Origin of the sequence: Nonomuraea fastidiosa (assembly GCF_042751225.1) — a bacterium.
In the GTDB taxonomy this organism is placed as follows: domain Bacteria; phylum Actinomycetota; class Actinomycetes; order Streptosporangiales; family Streptosporangiaceae; genus Nonomuraea; species Nonomuraea fastidiosa.
Window position 1 is genome coordinate 777,589 of sequence record NZ_CP170570.1, and the last position, 15,456, is coordinate 793,044.

14 protein-coding genes and 2 pseudogenes are annotated in these 15,456 nt (G+C 71.3%); 8 read left to right on the forward strand and 8 right to left on the reverse strand.

The genetic code is table 11. The features are described from left to right. Positions 1–36: 36 nt before the first annotated feature. A pseudogene (locus tag ACFMQL_RS03490) lies at positions 37–995 on the reverse strand (helix-turn-helix transcriptional regulator). A gap of 90 nt (positions 996–1,085) precedes the next feature. Here ACFMQL_RS03490 and ACFMQL_RS03495 point away from each other — a divergent pair. The 4 genes from ACFMQL_RS03495 to ACFMQL_RS03510 all read left to right on the forward strand — a co-directional run bounded on the left by ACFMQL_RS03495 (position 1,086) and on the right by ACFMQL_RS03510 (position 5,097). Further along, entirely contained in the window at positions 1,086–1,628 is a 543-nt protein-coding gene (locus ACFMQL_RS03495) for a DinB family protein (RefSeq protein ID WP_364066730.1), read from the forward strand. Positions 1,629–1,746: 118 nt separating this feature from the next. Continuing rightward, positions 1,747–2,556: a GNAT family N-acetyltransferase gene (locus ACFMQL_RS03500; RefSeq protein WP_378784542.1), complete on the forward strand. Its 810-nt coding sequence runs from the start codon at positions 1,747–1,749 to the stop codon at positions 2,554–2,556. 64 nt (positions 2,557–2,620) lie between these two features. Continuing rightward, positions 2,621–4,051 (forward strand): Nramp family divalent metal transporter, encoded by a 1,431-nt coding sequence (locus tag ACFMQL_RS03505; protein ID WP_364066734.1) that lies wholly within the window; start codon positions 2,621–2,623, stop codon positions 4,049–4,051. Between the two features lie 101 nt (positions 4,052–4,152). Next, positions 4,153–5,097 carry a zinc-binding dehydrogenase gene (locus ACFMQL_RS03510; RefSeq protein WP_364066736.1) on the forward strand — a complete coding sequence of 315 codons (945 nt, stop codon included), beginning with the start codon at positions 4,153–4,155 and terminating at the stop codon, positions 5,095–5,097. A gap of 45 nt (positions 5,098–5,142) precedes the next feature. Here the strand turns inward: ACFMQL_RS03510 and ACFMQL_RS03515 are convergent, their stop codons facing one another. From ACFMQL_RS03515 to ACFMQL_RS03530, 4 genes are read right to left on the reverse strand one after another with little or no spacing between them, the layout of a single operon-like run. Then, the gene (locus tag ACFMQL_RS03515; protein ID WP_378784544.1) at positions 5,143–5,547 is read right to left on the reverse strand and encodes a hypothetical protein; all 405 of its coding nucleotides are present in this window, start codon (positions 5,545–5,547) and stop codon (positions 5,143–5,145) included. Continuing rightward, positions 5,472–6,653 (reverse strand): AMP-binding protein, encoded by a 1,182-nt coding sequence (locus tag ACFMQL_RS03520; protein WP_378784546.1) that lies wholly within the window; start codon positions 6,651–6,653, stop codon positions 5,472–5,474. The genes ACFMQL_RS03515 and ACFMQL_RS03520 overlap by 76 nt, the downstream gene beginning before the upstream one ends. Then, a complete protein-coding gene (locus ACFMQL_RS03525; RefSeq protein ID WP_378784547.1) occupies positions 6,654–7,676 on the reverse strand; it encodes an acyl-CoA dehydrogenase family protein in 1,023 nt (340 codons plus the stop codon). Then, positions 7,673–8,839 (reverse strand): acyl-CoA dehydrogenase family protein, encoded by a 1,167-nt coding sequence (locus tag ACFMQL_RS03530; RefSeq protein ID WP_364066742.1) that lies wholly within the window; start codon positions 8,837–8,839, stop codon positions 7,673–7,675. The genes ACFMQL_RS03525 and ACFMQL_RS03530 overlap by 4 nt, the downstream gene beginning before the upstream one ends. A gap of 161 nt (positions 8,840–9,000) precedes the next feature. On the opposite strand from ACFMQL_RS03530, the gene ACFMQL_RS03535 reads away from it, so the two are divergent. Both ACFMQL_RS03535 and ACFMQL_RS03540 read left to right on the forward strand, forming a co-directional pair. Continuing rightward, on the forward strand, positions 9,001–10,341 hold the full coding sequence (locus tag ACFMQL_RS03535; RefSeq protein WP_378784548.1) for a sensor histidine kinase: 1,341 nt from the start codon (positions 9,001–9,003) through the stop codon (positions 10,339–10,341). 162 nt (positions 10,342–10,503) lie between these two features. Then, the gene (locus ACFMQL_RS03540) at positions 10,504–11,103 is read left to right on the forward strand and encodes a TetR family transcriptional regulator C-terminal domain-containing protein (RefSeq protein WP_364066746.1); all 600 of its coding nucleotides are present in this window, start codon (positions 10,504–10,506) and stop codon (positions 11,101–11,103) included. A 102-nt stretch (positions 11,104–11,205) separates the two neighbouring features. Here ACFMQL_RS03540 and ACFMQL_RS03545 read toward each other — a convergent pair whose 3' ends face one another. Next, the gene (locus tag ACFMQL_RS03545; protein ID WP_364066748.1) at positions 11,206–11,976 is read right to left on the reverse strand and encodes a class I SAM-dependent methyltransferase; all 771 of its coding nucleotides are present in this window, start codon (positions 11,974–11,976) and stop codon (positions 11,206–11,208) included. 22 nt (positions 11,977–11,998) lie between these two features. Between ACFMQL_RS03545 and ACFMQL_RS03550 the strand changes: the two are divergent. After that, a pseudogene (locus ACFMQL_RS03550) lies at positions 11,999–12,367 on the forward strand (copper resistance protein CopC); the annotation flags it as partial. Positions 12,368–12,764: 397 nt separating this feature from the next. After that, complete coding sequence (locus ACFMQL_RS03555) at positions 12,765–13,799, forward strand: CopD family protein (RefSeq protein WP_364066752.1); 1,035 nt, start codon at positions 12,765–12,767, stop codon at positions 13,797–13,799. 10 nt (positions 13,800–13,809) lie between these two features. On the opposite strand, the gene ACFMQL_RS03560 is transcribed toward ACFMQL_RS03555, so the two are convergent. Both ACFMQL_RS03560 and ACFMQL_RS03565 read right to left on the reverse strand, forming a co-directional pair. Beyond that, on the reverse strand, positions 13,810–14,994 hold the full coding sequence (locus tag ACFMQL_RS03560; protein ID WP_364066754.1) for a hypothetical protein: 1,185 nt from the start codon (positions 14,992–14,994) through the stop codon (positions 13,810–13,812). An 80-nt stretch (positions 14,995–15,074) separates the two neighbouring features. Next, positions 15,075–15,401 (reverse strand): hypothetical protein, encoded by a 327-nt coding sequence (locus tag ACFMQL_RS03565; RefSeq protein ID WP_364066756.1) that lies wholly within the window; start codon positions 15,399–15,401, stop codon positions 15,075–15,077. Positions 15,402–15,456: the final 55 nt, after the last annotated feature.

Genomic DNA, 15,456 nt, shown 5'->3' on the forward strand with positions numbered 1-15,456 from the left:
AGGGTCGCGGCGGGTGGCCCAGAGGCGGGGACGTGGTCACCGGGCGCGGGTGAAGCGGGCGCCCCAGGCGTGGATGCGGGTGAGGAGCTCGGGTGGGGTGATGACGCGGAAGTCGGCCTCCAGGCTGCCGAGGGCCATGATCGGCCAGTCGAGGTCGTCGGTGCCCATGTAGACGAGGCAGTGCCCGTCTTCGGCCTCCTCGACCGTGGCCCACCGGCCGATGCGCGCCCGCACCTCGTCGGCCGGGGCGTACACGAGGACCTTCGTCCGGTACGTCTGCGGCTGCATGTTGTCGAGGCCGGCCTGGACGAACTCGGCGGCGTCGGCGGTGGGCAGCTCGCGGGGGCGGAAGCGGGCGCCGGTGCTCTCGGGGGCGGACATCCGGTCGACGCGGAAGCTGCGCCAGTCGTGGCGGGTGAGATCGTAGGCGACGAGGTACCAGCGGTGGCCGATGGACACCAGGCGGTGCGGCTCGACGTTCCGCTCGGTCCTGTTGCCGCCGGCGGCGGTGTAGGAGAACCGGATGCGTTCGCTGTCACGGCAGGCGAGGGCGACCGTGGTGAGGACGGCGGGGTCGGCGGCGGCCCTGGCGGGGTTGCCCAGCCGGCGGAGACGGTCATGGCGCGCAGCGCGTCGATGCGCCGGCGCAGGCGTACCGGCATCACCTGGACGACCTTCGCCAGCACCCGTACGGACGACTCCGCGATGCCTTCGACCGGGTTCTGTGCGGCGGCCTGCAGGCCCACGGCCAGGGCGACCGCCTCCTCGTCGTCGATCACCAGCGGCGGCAGGGCCGCGCCCGCGGCGAGCTGGTAGCCGCCGTCCACGCCGCGCTGCGCCCGCACCGGGTAGCCCAGCTCGCGGAGGCGGTCGATGTCCCTGCGCAGGGTGCGCGGCGACACGCCGAGCCGTTCGGCCAGCTCCCTGCCCGGCCAGTAGCGGTGGGTCTGCAGGAGGGAGAGCAGTCGCAACGTACGGGTGCTGGTGTTCGCCATGTTCTCCATTGTCTTTGTCATTGCGGACGGAAAGTGGCCGCAATGGAGGTCATCGTGGAGGGGAAGCGACCGAGAAGAAGGGCATCACCCATGACCGTTGAGACGCTGAGCAGCACCCCCGAAGTGACCGGCGAGCGCGCCGACCTGCTGGCCGAGCTGGCGCAGGCCCGCCACTTCCTGCGTTTCACCACCCGCGACCTCACCGACGAGCAGGCCCGCGCGCGTACGACCGCCAGCGAGCTGTGCCTGGGCGGCCTGATCAAGCACGTGACCTCGGTCGAGCGGAGCTGGGTGGACTTCATCCTGAACGGCACCTCGGCCATGAAGAACTTCACCGACATGACCGAGGAGGACTTCGCCCAGCGGGCCGCCGACTTCCGGCTGCTGCCCGATGAGACGCTGGCCGGGGTGCTGGCGGCGTACGAGGAGGTGGCCCGCAGGACGGACGAGGTGGTCGCCACCCTGCCGGACCTCAACGTCGCCCACCCGCTGCCGGAGGCGCCGTGGAACGAGCCTGGGGCGCGCTGGTCGGCGCGCCGGGTGGTGCTGCACATCATCGCCGAGACGACCCAGCACGCGGGCCATGCCGACATCATCCGCGAGTCCCTCGACGGCGCGAAGACCATGGGGTGAAAGGTGGCCGGGGGCGGGTCGCCGGCGCGCCCCCGTCCTCCGGGCCCGCCGTCCGGACTCCGGGACGGAGGGTGGTGCCGGGTGCGGGCACATACCGGTGACGTGCGTAAATGGGGGCATGGAGCACGAGGAGGCGGCGGCCAGGGCCGGGGTGGTGGTCAGGGAGCTGTGCGAGATCGGCGAGTTCGAGCAGGTCTACCGGCTCTTCGACGAGATCTGGCGGCCCGGGCCGACGAACGTGCCGGCGACGGTGGAGCTGATGGTGGAGTTCGCGCACACCGGCAACTACGTGGCGGGTGCGTACGCGGGCGACGAGCTGGTGGGGGCGTCGGTCGGGTTCCGGGCGGCGGGGCGGGCGCTGCACTCGCATGTGACGGGCGCCGTGGTGGGACGGGGCATCGGGTACGCGCTCAAGGCCCACCAGAAGTGGTGGTGCCTGGAGCGGGGGCTTGAGCGGATCACGTGGACGTTCGACCCCCTCGTACGCCGGAATGCCTACTTCAACCTGGTCAAGCTGGGCGCCCGCCCCGAGGAGTACCTGCCGGACTTCTACGGGGTGATGGCCGATGCGATCAACGAGGGGGACGAGTCCGACAGGCTCATGGCGGTCTGGCATCTCGACGAAGACACCGGGGCAGATCACGATCCACGGGAAGCCACCGTGCGGCTGTGGGAGGGGCCGAACGGGGAGCCGGTGCTTGAGCCCGACATTTCACCACAGCCGGCGCTTGAGCCTGGCATTTCACCACAGAGCCGTACGCTCCTCGTCGGCACGCCGAGCGACATCGAACGCCTGCGCCGGGACAACGCGTACGCGGCCCGCGCCTGGCGGCGGGCGATGCGCGAGGCGCTGGGCGGAGCCATGGCGGCGGGCGGACTTGTGGTGGGTTTCACCACTCGCGGAGAATATGTCGTGTCGATTACTTAGGTATTCCACCGCCGTTATAGGTCTCTGTAATGTGACGGCAGGAATGCCGAACAAGGAGATCCGCATGTCGGAGTTCACTCCCACCGTTCCTTCGCGAGTCCTGCCCACCGTAGAAGTCCGCGACCTTCCCGAGCCGCCGCGCTCCACCTGGCGCATCATCGGCCCCGGCCTGGTGGGCGCCGGTGTCGGGCTGGCGTCGGGCGAGTTCATCCTGTGGCCGTACATCGCCTCGCAGGTCGGTCTCGTCTTCATCTGGGGTGCCGCGATCGGCATCATCACCCAGTGGTTCCTCAACATGGAGATCGAGCGCTACACGCTGGCCACCGGCGAGACGGCGCTGACCGGGTTCAGCCGGATGTGGAAGCACTGGGGCCTGGTCTTCGTGATCATGACGTTGTGCTCGAACCTCTGGCCGGGCTGGGTGACCACGTCCGCGACCATGGTGACGTACCTGACCGGCACGGGTGAGGGCTCGGTGCGCTACATCGCGATCGCCATGCTGATCGTGATCGCGCTCGGGCTGACGCTGGCGCCGGTGATCTACACCGCGCTGGAGAAGGTGATCTTCGTGAAGATCGCCCTGGTCGCGACGCTGATCGTGGTGGGCATCGTGGTCGCGATCACCGCCGAGAGCTGGGTGCAGCTCGGCCGGGGCCTGACGGTCGACGCCCGGTTCCCGGTCCCGCCGCTGGAGTTCGCCGTGCTCATGGGCGCCATCGCGTACGCGGGCGCGGGCGGCGGCCAGAACCTGTGCCAGAGCAACTGGATCCGCGACAAGGGCTTCGGCATGGGCCTGTACGTGCCGCGCCTGGTCAGCCCAGTCACCGGCCAGGAGGAAGCGGTCTCGTCGACCGGGTTCCAGTTCGCGCCGACCAAGGAGAACCTGGCGCGCTGGAAGAACTGGTGGCGCTTTGCGAACGTGGAGCAGGCGTGGACGTTCGCGGTCGTGTCGTTCGTGACGATCGCGCTCATGTCGATGCTGGCGTACTCGACGGTGTTCGGTAAGCCGGGGCTGGAGAACAGCATCGCTTTCCTGCAGGCCGAGGGCGAGGTGCTGCAGGACGTCGTCGGGCCGTGGTTCGGCATCCTGTTCTGGGTGATCGGCGCGCTGGCGCTGTTCGCCTCGGCGATGGGCATCGTCGACTACACCTCGCGGCTGGCCTCCGACACGATCAAGACGGTCTACCTGCGGGACAAGCCGATCTCGGTCAACCGCGTCTACTTCATCGTGGTGTGGGCGCTGGCGCTGTTCGGCACGGTGATCCTGCTGGCGGGCCTGGACCAGCCGCTGATCCTGCTGGTGTTCTCGGCGTGCTTCGCGGCCGTGATGATGTTCGTGTACTCGATCCTGCTGATCGTCCTCAACCGGAAGGCGCTGCCGGAGGCGCTCAAGGTGCGCTCGTACCGGCTGGGCGCGCTGATCTGGTCGGTGCTGTTCTTCGGCACGCTGACCGTGATCGTGGTCTTCCAGCAGGCGCAGAACCTGTTCGGCTGACGGCTGCTGCGATCGGCGTGCGGCCCGGCGTGCGCGGCGAATCCTCGCCGCGCACGCCGGCGCTTGACCTCAAGCGAAGTCGAGGTACCAGACTCGGCCGCATGCGAGTCGTTGAAGTGACGAAGTACGGCGGCCCCGAGGTGCTTCAGGTGAGCCGGGCGCCGGAGCCGGTGGCCGGTCCCGGGCAGGTGGTCATCGGCGTTTGCGTGGTGGACGTCATGTCCATCGACGCCCAGTTGCGCGCCGGGTGGGGGCGGGACTGGTTCCCCGCCGAGCCGCCGTTCGTGCCGGGCACCGGGGTGGCCGGGCGGGTCGTGTCCGTGGGCGACGGGGTGGACGCCGGATGGCTGGGCAGGCGGGTGGCCGCGCAGCTCCCCGGCGGAGGCGCGTACGCCGAGCGGGCCGTCGCCGGGGTGGAGACCGTCGTGGAGGTGCCCGGTGAGGTCACGTGGCGGCAGGCGGCGGCGCTGATCCAGGTGGGTCCGGCCGCGCTGAGCCTGGTGGGGGCGGCGGAGCTGAAGCCGGGCGCCGAGGTGCTGGTCACGGGGGCCGGTGGGGCGCTCGGGCTGGCCGTCGTACGGCTGGCGCGTGCGGCCGGCGCGACGGTGACGGCGGCGGCGCACGACCCGGCCAAGCGGGAAGCGGCCTCGGCGGCGGGCGCGGCGAAGGTCATCGGCTACGCCGAGTTCGCGGGAACGTTCGACGTGGTCTTCGACGGGGTCGGGGGCGAGGTGGGCGGGTCCGCCTTCCGGCTGCTGGGGCCGGGCGGGCGGTTCTTCGCGTACGGGGTACCGAGCGGGTCGGCCGCGCTGATCGACCCGGCCGAGGCCGAGCGGCGCGGGGTGCTGGTCGTCGGGATGGAGCAGGTCCAGTTCGCGCCGGAGGAGTTCAGGGGGCTAGCCGAGCAGACCATGCGGGAGGCCGCGGCCAGGCGGCTGACGGCCGAGGTGGGGCTCGCGGTGCCGCTGGAGCGGGCCGCCGAGGCGCACGCGGCGCTGGAGGAACGCCGGCTGGTGGGCAAGGCGCTCCTCCTCGTCGCCGAGTGAACCCCGTCGGCCGAATGAGCCCGGCCGAGTAAGCCCCGTCGCCGATCAGGAACCGGTGCCGGGCCGGGAGGCCAGGTAGTCCTCGCGCACCTTCGACCGCGACAGCTTCCCCGTCGGCGTCCGTGGCAGCGTCTCGCGGTACTCGATCACCTTGGAATGCTTGAACCTGGCGATACGCGGCCCGCAGTGCTCCAGCAGCGCGGCCGTCAGCGCAGGCCCGGGCTCGGCGCTCGCGGCGGGCTGGATGAGGGCGACCACGTTGTGCCCCCACTCCTCGTCGGGCACCCCGATGACGGCCACGTCGGCCACCGCGGGGTGTTCGAGCAGCGCCGCCTCGATCTCGGCGGGATAGATGTTCACCCCGCCTGAGACGATCATGTCGGTACGCCGGTCGCACAGGAACAGGTAGCCGTCGTCGTCGAGGTAGCCGATGTCTCCGGGGTGTACCACTCCCCCAGCTCCCCCAGCTTGGAGGCGGCCGTCTTGGCGGGGTCCTTGCGGTATTCGAACGTGCCGATGCCGGACTTGACGTAGACCAGGCCGGGCTCGCCGGGCGGCAGCTCGTCGCCGGACTCGTCGCAGATCTTCGCCTCGAACGTGGGCACCGGCCGCCCGACGGTGCCGGGGCGGGCCAGCCACTCGTGCGGCTTGACGGCGAAGGCGATGGAGGACTCGGTGGAGCCGTAGTACTCGTACAGGACCGGCCCCCACCACTCCATGATCTGTTTCTTGACCGCCACGGGGCAGGCGGCGGCGGTGTGGACGACCTGCCGCAGGCTGGAGACGTCGTATCTGGCCTTGACGTCGCCGGGCAGCCGCAGCATGCGGTGGAACATGGTCGGCACCATCATCGCGTTGTCGATGCGGTGGCGTTCGATCAGCTCCAGCGTTCCGGCCGGGTCGAAGCGGGGCGCGATGACCACGGTGTGCCCGAGGTGCAGCGCGAGCTGGGCGTGCGCGCAGGGCGCCGAGTGGTACATCGGCGAGGTGACCAGGTGCCGCGCGTCGCCCGGCTTCAGGTCGGCGACCTCGCCGATGAACCACTGGTGCAGCGGCAGCGTCGCCTCGGGCTCCCTGCCGGGCAGCGGGCGCTGCACGCCTTTGGGGAAGCCGGTGGTGCCGGAGGTGTACCACATGACGGCCCCGGCGGTGCGGTCGTCCGGCGCGCCGGCGGGCTGCCCTCCGGCGAGCCCGTCCGTGCCGATCTCGCCGCCGGGCACGGCGTACTCCGGCCCGGTCACGACGACCTTGGCGTCGCAGTCTTTGAGGATGTACGCGATCTCCGAGGCGGTCAGGTGCCAGTTGATCGGCACGTAGTAGAGCCCGATCTGGGCGGTGGCCATGACCATGATCAGGGCGTCGATGCCGTTGGGCAGCACGCCCGCGGCGACGTCGCCGGTGGCGAGGCCGCGGGCGCGCAGGCCGTGGGAGACCTGGTTGACGCGGGCGAGCAGGTCGCCGTACGTGGTCCGCGTGCCGTCGGCGTCGATCACGGCGAGGCGGCCGGGGTCGGCGGCGGCGATGGCGTAGAAGCCGGGTAGCCCGCTGATGTCCATTCAGAGCTCCAGCAGTTCGGCGAGCCTGGCGCGGTGGAGGCGGGGCGGGCCGAGCAGCACCTCGTCGGCCTTGGCCCGCTTGTAGAACAGGTGGGCGTCGTGCTCCCAGGTGTAGCCGATGCCGCCGTGCAGCAGCAGGTGGTCGCGGGCCACCTCGAAGCAGGCGCGGCCGACGTACGCCTGGGCGAGCGCGGCGGCCTCGGGCAGGTCGGCGGGCGACTCGTCGGCGGCCCACGCGGCGTACCTGACGATCGACTCGGCCTGTTCGAGCTTGGCGTGCATGTCGGCGAGCTTGTGCTTGACGCCCTGGTAGGAGCCGATGTAGCGGCCGAACGCGACCCGGATCTTGGCGTAGGCCACGATGGCGTCGAGCGCGGCGCGCATCACGCCGAGCTGCTCGGCGGCCAGCGCCACGCACATCCGCTCGAAGACGCCCGTCTCGGGGACGGGCCCGAGCAGCCGGGCCGGGGCGCCGGCGAGCACCACCTCGGCCTGGCCGCGGGTGATGTCGAGCGTCTCCAGCGGGCTCCTGCTGACTCCGGGCCCGGCCAGCTCGACGGCCAGCAGCACGGGGCCGTCGTCTGCTCCGGCGGGCACGATCAGCACGTCCGCCTCCATGCCGGAGAGCACCTGGCCGAGCCGTCCGGTGGCGGTGGCGCCGTCGTAGGCGACCTCGCTCGCGTGCACGGTGGCGGCGATGCGGCCCTCGGCGATGCCGGCGAGCAGCTCCTTGTCGGGCACCCCGCTCAGCGTGATGGCGGCGAACGCGGTGGCGAGGAACGGTCCCGGCAGCAGGGCCGCGCCGGTCTCCTCCAGCGCGACGGCCAGCTCGGTCAGCCCGGCGCCGGCGCCGCCGTACTCCTCGGGGACGATCAGGCCGGACAGGCCGAGCTCGCCGCCCAGCCGCGCGTACACCTGCGGGTCGTAACCGTCGCGGGCCTTCGACACCGGCGATGCGGCGCTGAGGAAGGCGCGTACGGCCGCGCGCAGCTCCTGCTGTTCGGTGCTGAGTACGAGCTTCACCCCTGCGTCCCCACCTTCAGGTCCTTGAACGGCACGTTCTTGTCCACGCGCGGCTCCGGCGGCAGGCCGAGCACGCGGTCACCGATGATGTTGCGCATGATCTCGTTGGTGCCGCCGCCCAGCGCCATGCCGGGGGCCATGGAGATCGCGCGGGCGAGCGGGTGGCCGGCCAGCGTGGCCTCGGGGCCGACGAGGCGGGTGGCGAGGTCGGCCTGGAACTGGGTCAGCTCGGCGAGCAGCAGCTTGGCGGCGCTGCCGCGGGCGCCGGGGAAGACCCCCGCCTTCGTCTCCTGGGCCAGCCGCTCGTTGAACAGCTCCAGGGCGCGGCTGCGGATGTGCAGCTCGACGAGCTGGTCGCGGACCAGCGGGTCGGAGGTGTCGACCTCCTTGCGCAGCGCGCCGAGCGCGGCCGGGTTCTCCTTCTGGCCGCTCATGCCGACGCCCGCCGAGATCGACAGCCGCTCGTGCAGCAGCGTCGTGACGGCGACGCTCCAGCCGTCGTTGACCTCGCCGATGCGGTGCTCGTCGGGGATGGGGACGGCGTCGACGAACACCTCGTTGAAGTTGGCCCGGCCCGACATGTCCTTCAGCGGCCTGACGGTCACGCCCGGGTGGTGCATGTCCACCACGAACATGGTCAGGCCCTTGTGCTTGGGCTGCTCCACGTCGGTGCGGGCGAGCAGCAGGCCCCAGTCGGCGTGCTGGGCGACGGACGTCCACACCTTCTGGCCGTCGATGATCCAGTGGTCGCCGTCGCGGACGGCCCTGGTCTGCAGGCCGGCCACGTCGCTGCCGGCGCCGGGCTCGGAGAAGAGCTGGCACCAGATCTCCTCGCCGCGCAGCAGCGGGCGGATGAACCGTGCGCGCTGGGCGTCGGTGCCGCGGTCGACGATCGTGGGCCCGGTCATGCCGAGGCCGATCGAGAAGACGTAGGTGGGCAGGGTGAAGTCGCGGGCCTCCTCGGCGAAGGCCCGCTCCTCCGCCTGGGTCAGGCCCTGTCCGCCCCACTGCTTCGGCCAGCTGATGCCGGAGTAGCCGGCGTCGTACAGCTTGGCCATGAACTCCTTGGCGCGGGGGATGGCCTCCGCTTCGGGGTAGTCGCCGGACGGTACGTTCTCCTGCAGCCACTGGCGGGCCGCACGCCGATACTCAGCAAGGTTCACTTCGACTCCTCGGCATCAGTGCTCACTTACTCTAATCAGCTCACCGCGGCACGCATAGAGCATTGCTCTGGTGCTTGCCCGCCCGATTCGTCATGGAATCTCCGGTGATTCGAGGAGAAGCCGCCCGATGTGGTCACCTGGCCTTCAGAGGGGGATGGGGAGTGATCGCACGGCCGGGCCGGTCCATACGCACGCAGCTGGCGACGCTCGCCGGCGTGGCCACGGCGCTGCTCTGCGTAGGGGCGGCGGCGCTGCTGCTCTGGGCGACGCGCAGCACGATCGTGGACATCAGGACCCGCGAGGTCCTCAGCAGCGCGCTGCGGGTGGTGCACCTCATCAAGGACGACCATCTCCCCCGCGTGACCTCGATGGACCTCGACGGGCTGCAGGTGGTGAACGCCTCCGGGCAGGTGGTCTCCTCGACGCCGAACCTGGCGGGATCGCCGCGCCTGAGCCACGCCACCCCCGCGCTCGACGAGGCCACCCGCGTCGCCACGATCTGCGACCTGCCCGAGTTCGGCGGCCGCTGCGAGATCATGGTGTCGTTTCGCGTGTACGAGCCGGAGGGCGACTGGCTCGTCTACGCCTTCGGCCCGCTGCCGCCTTGGTACGTCAGCCCGGCCGCGATCGCGTTCCTCCTCCTGTTCACCGTGACGCTGGTGGCGCTGGCCTGGTTCGGCGTCTCGCGGGTGGTCGCCAGGACGCTGGCTCCGGTCCAGGACATCACCGAACGGCTGGCCGAGATCACCGCCGGCGACGGTTCGCTGCGGCTGCCCGTACCGGAGACCGCCGCCGAGATCAAGGGCCTGGCCCTGACCGCGAACCAGACGCTCGAACGCCTGGAGTCCGCGCTCGACCAGCAGCGCCGCTTCGTCTCCGACGCCTCGCACGACCTGCGCAGCCCGATCACGGCCATGCGGACCGAGCTGGAGATGGCGCTGCTCGATCCCGACGAGAACGACTGGCGCGAGACCGCGTCGAAGCTGCTGACGAGCATCGACCGGCTGCAGAACATCGTCAGCGACCTGCTCACGCTGGCCCGGCTGGACGCGGGCGAGCCCGGCGCCCTGGAGCCGGTGGACCTGGGCGAGCTGGTCGCCGGCGAGACCGCCAGGCAGCGCTCGAAGCGGATCGTCACCTCGCTGCAGCCGGGCGTGGTGGTCACCGGCGACCGGCACCGGCTGGCGCGTCTGCTGACGAACCTGCTGGACAACGCCGAGCGGCACGCCGAGAGCACGATCACCATCACCGTGCGGGGCGAGGGCGGCCAGGCGGTGATGGAGGTGCTGGACGACGGCGCGGGCATCGCGCCCGAGGATCGCGAGCGGGTGTTCCGGCGTTTCCTGCGCCTGGACGCGGCCCGCAACCGGGACGCGGGCGGCACGGGTCTCGGCCTGCCGATCGCGCGGGAGATCGCCGAGACGCACCACGGGACGCTGCGGGTCGAGGACTCCGACAAGGGTGCCCGTTTTGTAGTCAGAATGCCGAGAAGTAACGGCTGACGGAATGTGTTGCGACCCCAACCGAAAGCCGTTCTAGTGCCATGGCTACCATGATCATGATGAACGGGACAACTGAGACATACAGGGGCTTCACATAACCAGAAGGACCGACGTCCGTTTTGTCCTATAAATACTAGTGATCAGAAGTTAGAGTTACTCGCTGTGACAACTGGTTTCAGCCGATTACGGCGCGAGGATTTGCTGAAGACGGCCTGCGAGGTGATCGCGGAGCAAGGTTTCGGGCACACCAGGACCCTGGACATCGCCAGGGCCGCCGGAGTCAGCCAGGCCCTGCTCTTCTACCACTTCGAGACCAAGGAGCAGCTGTTCGCGCAGGCATTCGGCTACGCGGCGCGCGTGCATCTCGAGGCGCTCGCCGATGTCGAGCGTTCCTCGGGCACGCCGCTCGAACGCCTGCGCTCCCTGCTCAGGCTCTGCTCGCCGGCGATCCCCACGGAGGGCTGGCGGCTGTGGATCGACGCCTGGTCCGAGGCCATGCGCAGTGACGAGCTCGAGGAGATCTCGCGGCGCATCGACGCCAGGGGCCGCACGCTGATGCGCACGATCATCGAGGCGGGCGTGGCGAGCGGCGACTTCGACTGCGAGGATCCCGACGCGACCACGTGGCGGCTGTTCGCCCTGATCGACGGGCTGGCGGTGCAGACGCACACGCATCCCAAGGTGTTGTCACGGCGCCGGGTCAACGTGCTCATCCGCACGGCGGCGGCGATGGAGCTGGGGGTGCCCGCGGAGAACCTGTGACCCTCACCCTCCGGTCTCATCGGACGGCCTCCGCCTGGCTCCTCCGGCCCGCGCCGAGAGCCGCCGGAGGCGGACCCGGGGCCGGCAGGCGCACGGGGAAGCTCATGGGGATCCGGGCGGGCGTCGCGCCGTCAGCACCTCCGTGACCGTCGTCACCTCCCACGTGCCCGGCGGATGGTCGGCGAGCAGCGCGCGCCTGGCCGCCTCGGTGAAGGCGCCGAGCCGGTCGCCGAGGCGGGCCGGCGCGGTGTAGGAGTACGACAGCTGCAGGCCGATCACGGCCGCCACGTCGTACGTCAGCCGCTGCTCGAACCGCGCCCTGCCGAGCACGCTGAACGGCGAGCCGCCGAGCACGGCCTCGTGCGGCACGCCGGTCGCCTGGTAGCTGTTGCGCGCCGTGAACGTGTTGATGCCGAACGCGTCCCGCACCCGCCGCATCGCCGGCTCCCACGGCAACTCGGGGTGATCGACCGCCGGGCCCACCAGCGCCACCACGCCGTCCGGCGGCAGCAGCGCGTCCAGCTCGGCGAGCACCGCCCGCCGGTCCATCCAGTGGAACGACCTGGCCATCACCACGTGGTCGAACGCGGGCAGCTCCCGCAGCCGCTCGGAGTCGCCGGCGATCCAGCGCACGTTCGGCCGCCGCGCCGCCAGGCGCCTGCCCTCCGCGAGCATGTCCTCGTCGGGATCGACGGCCAGGACCTCGCGCACCCGCCCGGCCAGCGGGATCGCCACCGTGCCAGGGCCGCAGCCGAGGTCGAGCACCGTGCTGTCCGCCCCGAACGCCTCCGCCAGATGCCCGATCGCCGGCTCCGGGTGGCGGAAGCGGTATCGCGCGTAGTAGGGGGCCGCGCCGCCGAACAGGTCCGCCATGGATGGGACCATATACAGGTTCATGACGAGGTTCGATGGAAGGTTGCGATCTGTGAGGCGGCTACTCACGGTCCTGCTGCTCGCCGTCGCCGCGACCGGGGTGCTCTGGTCGCCGGCGCGGGCGCACAACGTGCTGATCAGCAGCGATCCCAAGGACGGTGCCACGCTGACGGCCCCGCCCGAACGGGTGACGCTGGTGTTCGACCAGGCGGTGCGTCAGGGGTACGCGCAGGTAGGCGTCACGTCCGCCGACGGAGGCTCGTGGGCCGACGGCGCCGCCGTCGTCGCGGCCGAACGCGTCACCGTACAGGTCAAGCCGTTGCCCGCCGGCTCGTACACGGTCGGCTACCGCATCCTGTCGGCCGACGGGCACCCGGTCACCGGGAAGATCGGGTTCACCGTGACGGCCGGAGGCGCCGCCGCGCCCGCCACCCCACCCGCCGCGCAGGAGCCCGGCTCCGACGCGGCCGCTGCCGAGGCGGCCGCCAACGGTGGTGCCGGGATGGCCGTGGTGTGGGTTCTGGGGGCGCTGGTCGTGCTCGCCATAGGCACCGTCGTCGCACTGCGCCGCTCGGCCCCCGCCGCTCCTGCGGCCCCTGCAGCCTCCGGCACCGCCGGACCCGCCGCTCCCGTGGCCCCTACTGCTTCTGCGGCCCCCGCGGCGCCGGCCGCCGCGCCCTCCGAGGCACCCGCCGCGCCCGCGGCCGCCGCGTCCACCGCAGGCGCCGGGAGCGAAGGCGAAGCCGGGACCGGGCCGGCGGCGGGCGTCCCGGTGAGGGGGCGGGGGCGTGAGTGTCGCTGCTCCCCCGCTGCCCCAGACGCGCGAGACCGGCGGGCGGCTGCTGGCCGGCGCGTTCGGGGTGTGCGCGGTCGTCGCCGCCGTGGCGGCCAGTTCGCTGACCGCGCAGGAGTCCGTACCGGGCATCCCCATGCCGGGGCCCGTCGTGGCGATCGGCCTGCCCGTGGTGCGGGCGCTGCTCGACATCGCCGCCGTGGCCGTGGTCGGGCTCAGCCTGCTGCCCAAGCTGCTCGGCTTCGACGCGCCGGAGCGTACCGAGCCGGTGCTGCGGCGGGTGCGCCCGCTGGCCGTGACGGCCGCGTGGGCGTGGGCGATCTGCGCGCTGCTCACCATCGTCTTCCAGACCGCAGAGCTGAACCCCGGCGTCGTGCCGACGTTCGGAATGATCGCCGACTACGTCGACAGCGTCGGCACGGGCCAGGGCCTGCTGTTCAGCGCCGCGTGCGCGCTGGCGGCGGCCGGGATCGGGCTGATGGCGGTGCGGTTCGGCGAGAAGGTGCCGGCCGAGCTGCGGATCATCGTGGCGCTGTTCGGGCTGCTGCCGATCCCGGTCACCGGCCACGCGGTCAACTCGATCTGGCACGACCCCATCATGATCTCGATGGAGGTCCACGTGATGGGCTCGGCGGCGTGGACCGGCGGGCTGATCGTCACGGTCGCGTTCCTCTCCCGGCGCCGCGACCTGCTGGCCCTGGCGCTGCCCAGGTTCTCCAAGATCGCCACCATGTGCCTGCTGCTGGTGTCGCTGTCGGGGCTGATCACGGGTCTCAGCACGATGGCGCTCACGCCCGGCGTGACCCTGCCCGACGCGATCGTGACCAGCGACTACGGGCTGCTGGTGGTGACCAAGGCGGCGCTGGTGGCGCTGCTGGTGCCGCTGGCCGGGCACATCCGGTTCCGGCTGCTGCCCGCCATCAGGAAAGGACAGGCCACCGCCCTGATCGGGTGGACGGTGGCCGAGGTGAGCGTGATGGGTCTGGCGTACGGGGTGGCGGTGGCGATCACCCGCTCCTCGATCGCCTGACCGCCGCTGCTCAGGTGGTGGCCGGCGCCGCCACCACCGGGGCCGGGGCACCGGCGGGCACGTTCCGCCGGCTCGTGATGGCCTCGATCGCGAGCCAGGCGACGAGCAGGCCGATCCCGGCCCACACCGCCGACGAGGTGGCCAGTGGGGGCGCGCCGAGCAGCCCCTCCTGGCCCTTGATCGCGCCGTAGACGGGCCCCATGGCCGCGTTCTGCACGACCAGCGCGCCATACGCGGCGGCCGTCGCGATGACCGCGCCCAGCACCGCCCGCACGTACGGCCAGCGCACCAGGAACGCCACGTCCACCAGCAGCCCGGCCGCGATCAGGAAGAACGGGATCGCCGACGGCGGGAAGCCGGTGAAGGTCAGCAGCGGCCAGATGACCGTCCTGAACCCCACATAGCCCGCCGCGACGAGCGTGGCGGCCCCGAACCGGCCGATCAGCCGCCTGGCCAGCACCAGCACCGCCAGCCCGGCGATCACCGCGTAGACCGGGTAGACGTAGTCGGGCACGGGCAGCGTGAACCCGGCCATCATCTCCCTGTCGACCGGCCGCTGCATCTGGTCGGCCGCGAACCGCAGCAGGATCGGTTCGGCGTAGGTCGCGCCGTTGTCCCACGCGCCGAGCGAGAGCACGCCGTACTCCTGGTGCTGCTCGGGGAAGTGCACGTTCTCCAGGAAGAACGCGAAGAACGCGCCCAGCACGACCGTACGCTCGCGGCCGGGCGGGGCTCCCATGTACCAGCCGCGGATGACGCCTGCGATCATGAGGAACGTCCCCGCGTACAGCATCATGTGGGACGGGCTCCACGAGGTGATGTCGAGCCCGTTGATGCGGTGGTTGATCAGGTCGAGCGGCACCGCGACGAGGAAGACGCCGGTGCCCCACTGGATGAGCCTGAGCGCCGCCTTGTCCACGCCGTAGCCGGTGTAGCCGTGGATCACGGTCAGGGCGACGACGAGGGCCGTGCCGACGGAGTTGAGCAGGTGCGGGGGCGCCAGGTCGTCGCGCAGCCACTTGAAGTGCCAGGAGACGTCCCAGGCCGAACCGAGCAGCTTGAGCGTGAGCGCCACCAGCCAGCCGAAGTAGAGCACCCTGAACAGGTCGTGCGGTGTGTCGCGGCCCGCCTCGCCGCGGGTCCAGTAGGGCGCGGCCCAGGCGGCTGCCTTCTTGAGCGATGCTGGAGACTTCACGCCGGAAATCTTACGGTCAAGCGTCCGAAAAGCCGTGCCCGGAGGGGTTTCAGGGCCGCTTCGAAGGACGACGTACGAGATCAGCGCCCTGCCGCCGGAGGTGCGCAGGCGCGCAGCGAGAACATGAGCGGCACCCTGGGCGCGCCCTCCGGAGCCCAGTAGGCGCCGTCGCGCTCGGTGAGCGCGTAGAAGCGGCGGAACAGCGTGTACTCGTGCTCGTGCAGGAACTCAAGGCGCAGACCTGCGTTCACGAGCGCCGTGACGATCTCGCCCATGCCGTGCCTGAACTGCACCGACGTCGGGTGATCGTGCAGACCGCCGGTGTAGGTGCCCGGATCCGACCAGATGTGGGGCCCTTTGTCGAAGTAGTCGTGCGTGAGGGCGGTGCCGGTCTCGTCGTCGAACACCTCGGTGATCGGGTGGAACTCGGCGAGGTAGAGGAAGCCGCCGGGGTTCAGGAGC

Bases quoted from the DNA above. Each gene is read 5' to 3' on its own strand.
- ACFMQL_RS03495 (WP_364066730.1), top strand. From the start codon at position 1,086: ATGACCGTTGAGACGCTGAGCAGCACCCCCGAAGTGACCGGCGAGCGC.
- ACFMQL_RS03500 (WP_378784542.1), top strand. From the start codon at position 1,747: ATGGAGCACGAGGAGGCGGCGGCCAGGGCCGGGGTGGTGGTCAGGGAG.
- ACFMQL_RS03505 (WP_364066734.1), top strand. From the start codon at position 2,621: ATGTCGGAGTTCACTCCCACCGTTCCTTCGCGAGTCCTGCCCACCGTA.
- ACFMQL_RS03510 (WP_364066736.1), top strand. From the start codon at position 4,153: ATGCGAGTCGTTGAAGTGACGAAGTACGGCGGCCCCGAGGTGCTTCAG.
- ACFMQL_RS03520 (WP_378784546.1), bottom strand. From the start codon at position 6,653: ATGGACATCAGCGGGCTACCCGGCTTCTACGCCATCGCCGCCGCCGAC.
- ACFMQL_RS03545 (WP_364066748.1), bottom strand. From the start codon at position 11,976: ATGGCGGACCTGTTCGGCGGCGCGGCCCCCTACTACGCGCGATACCGC.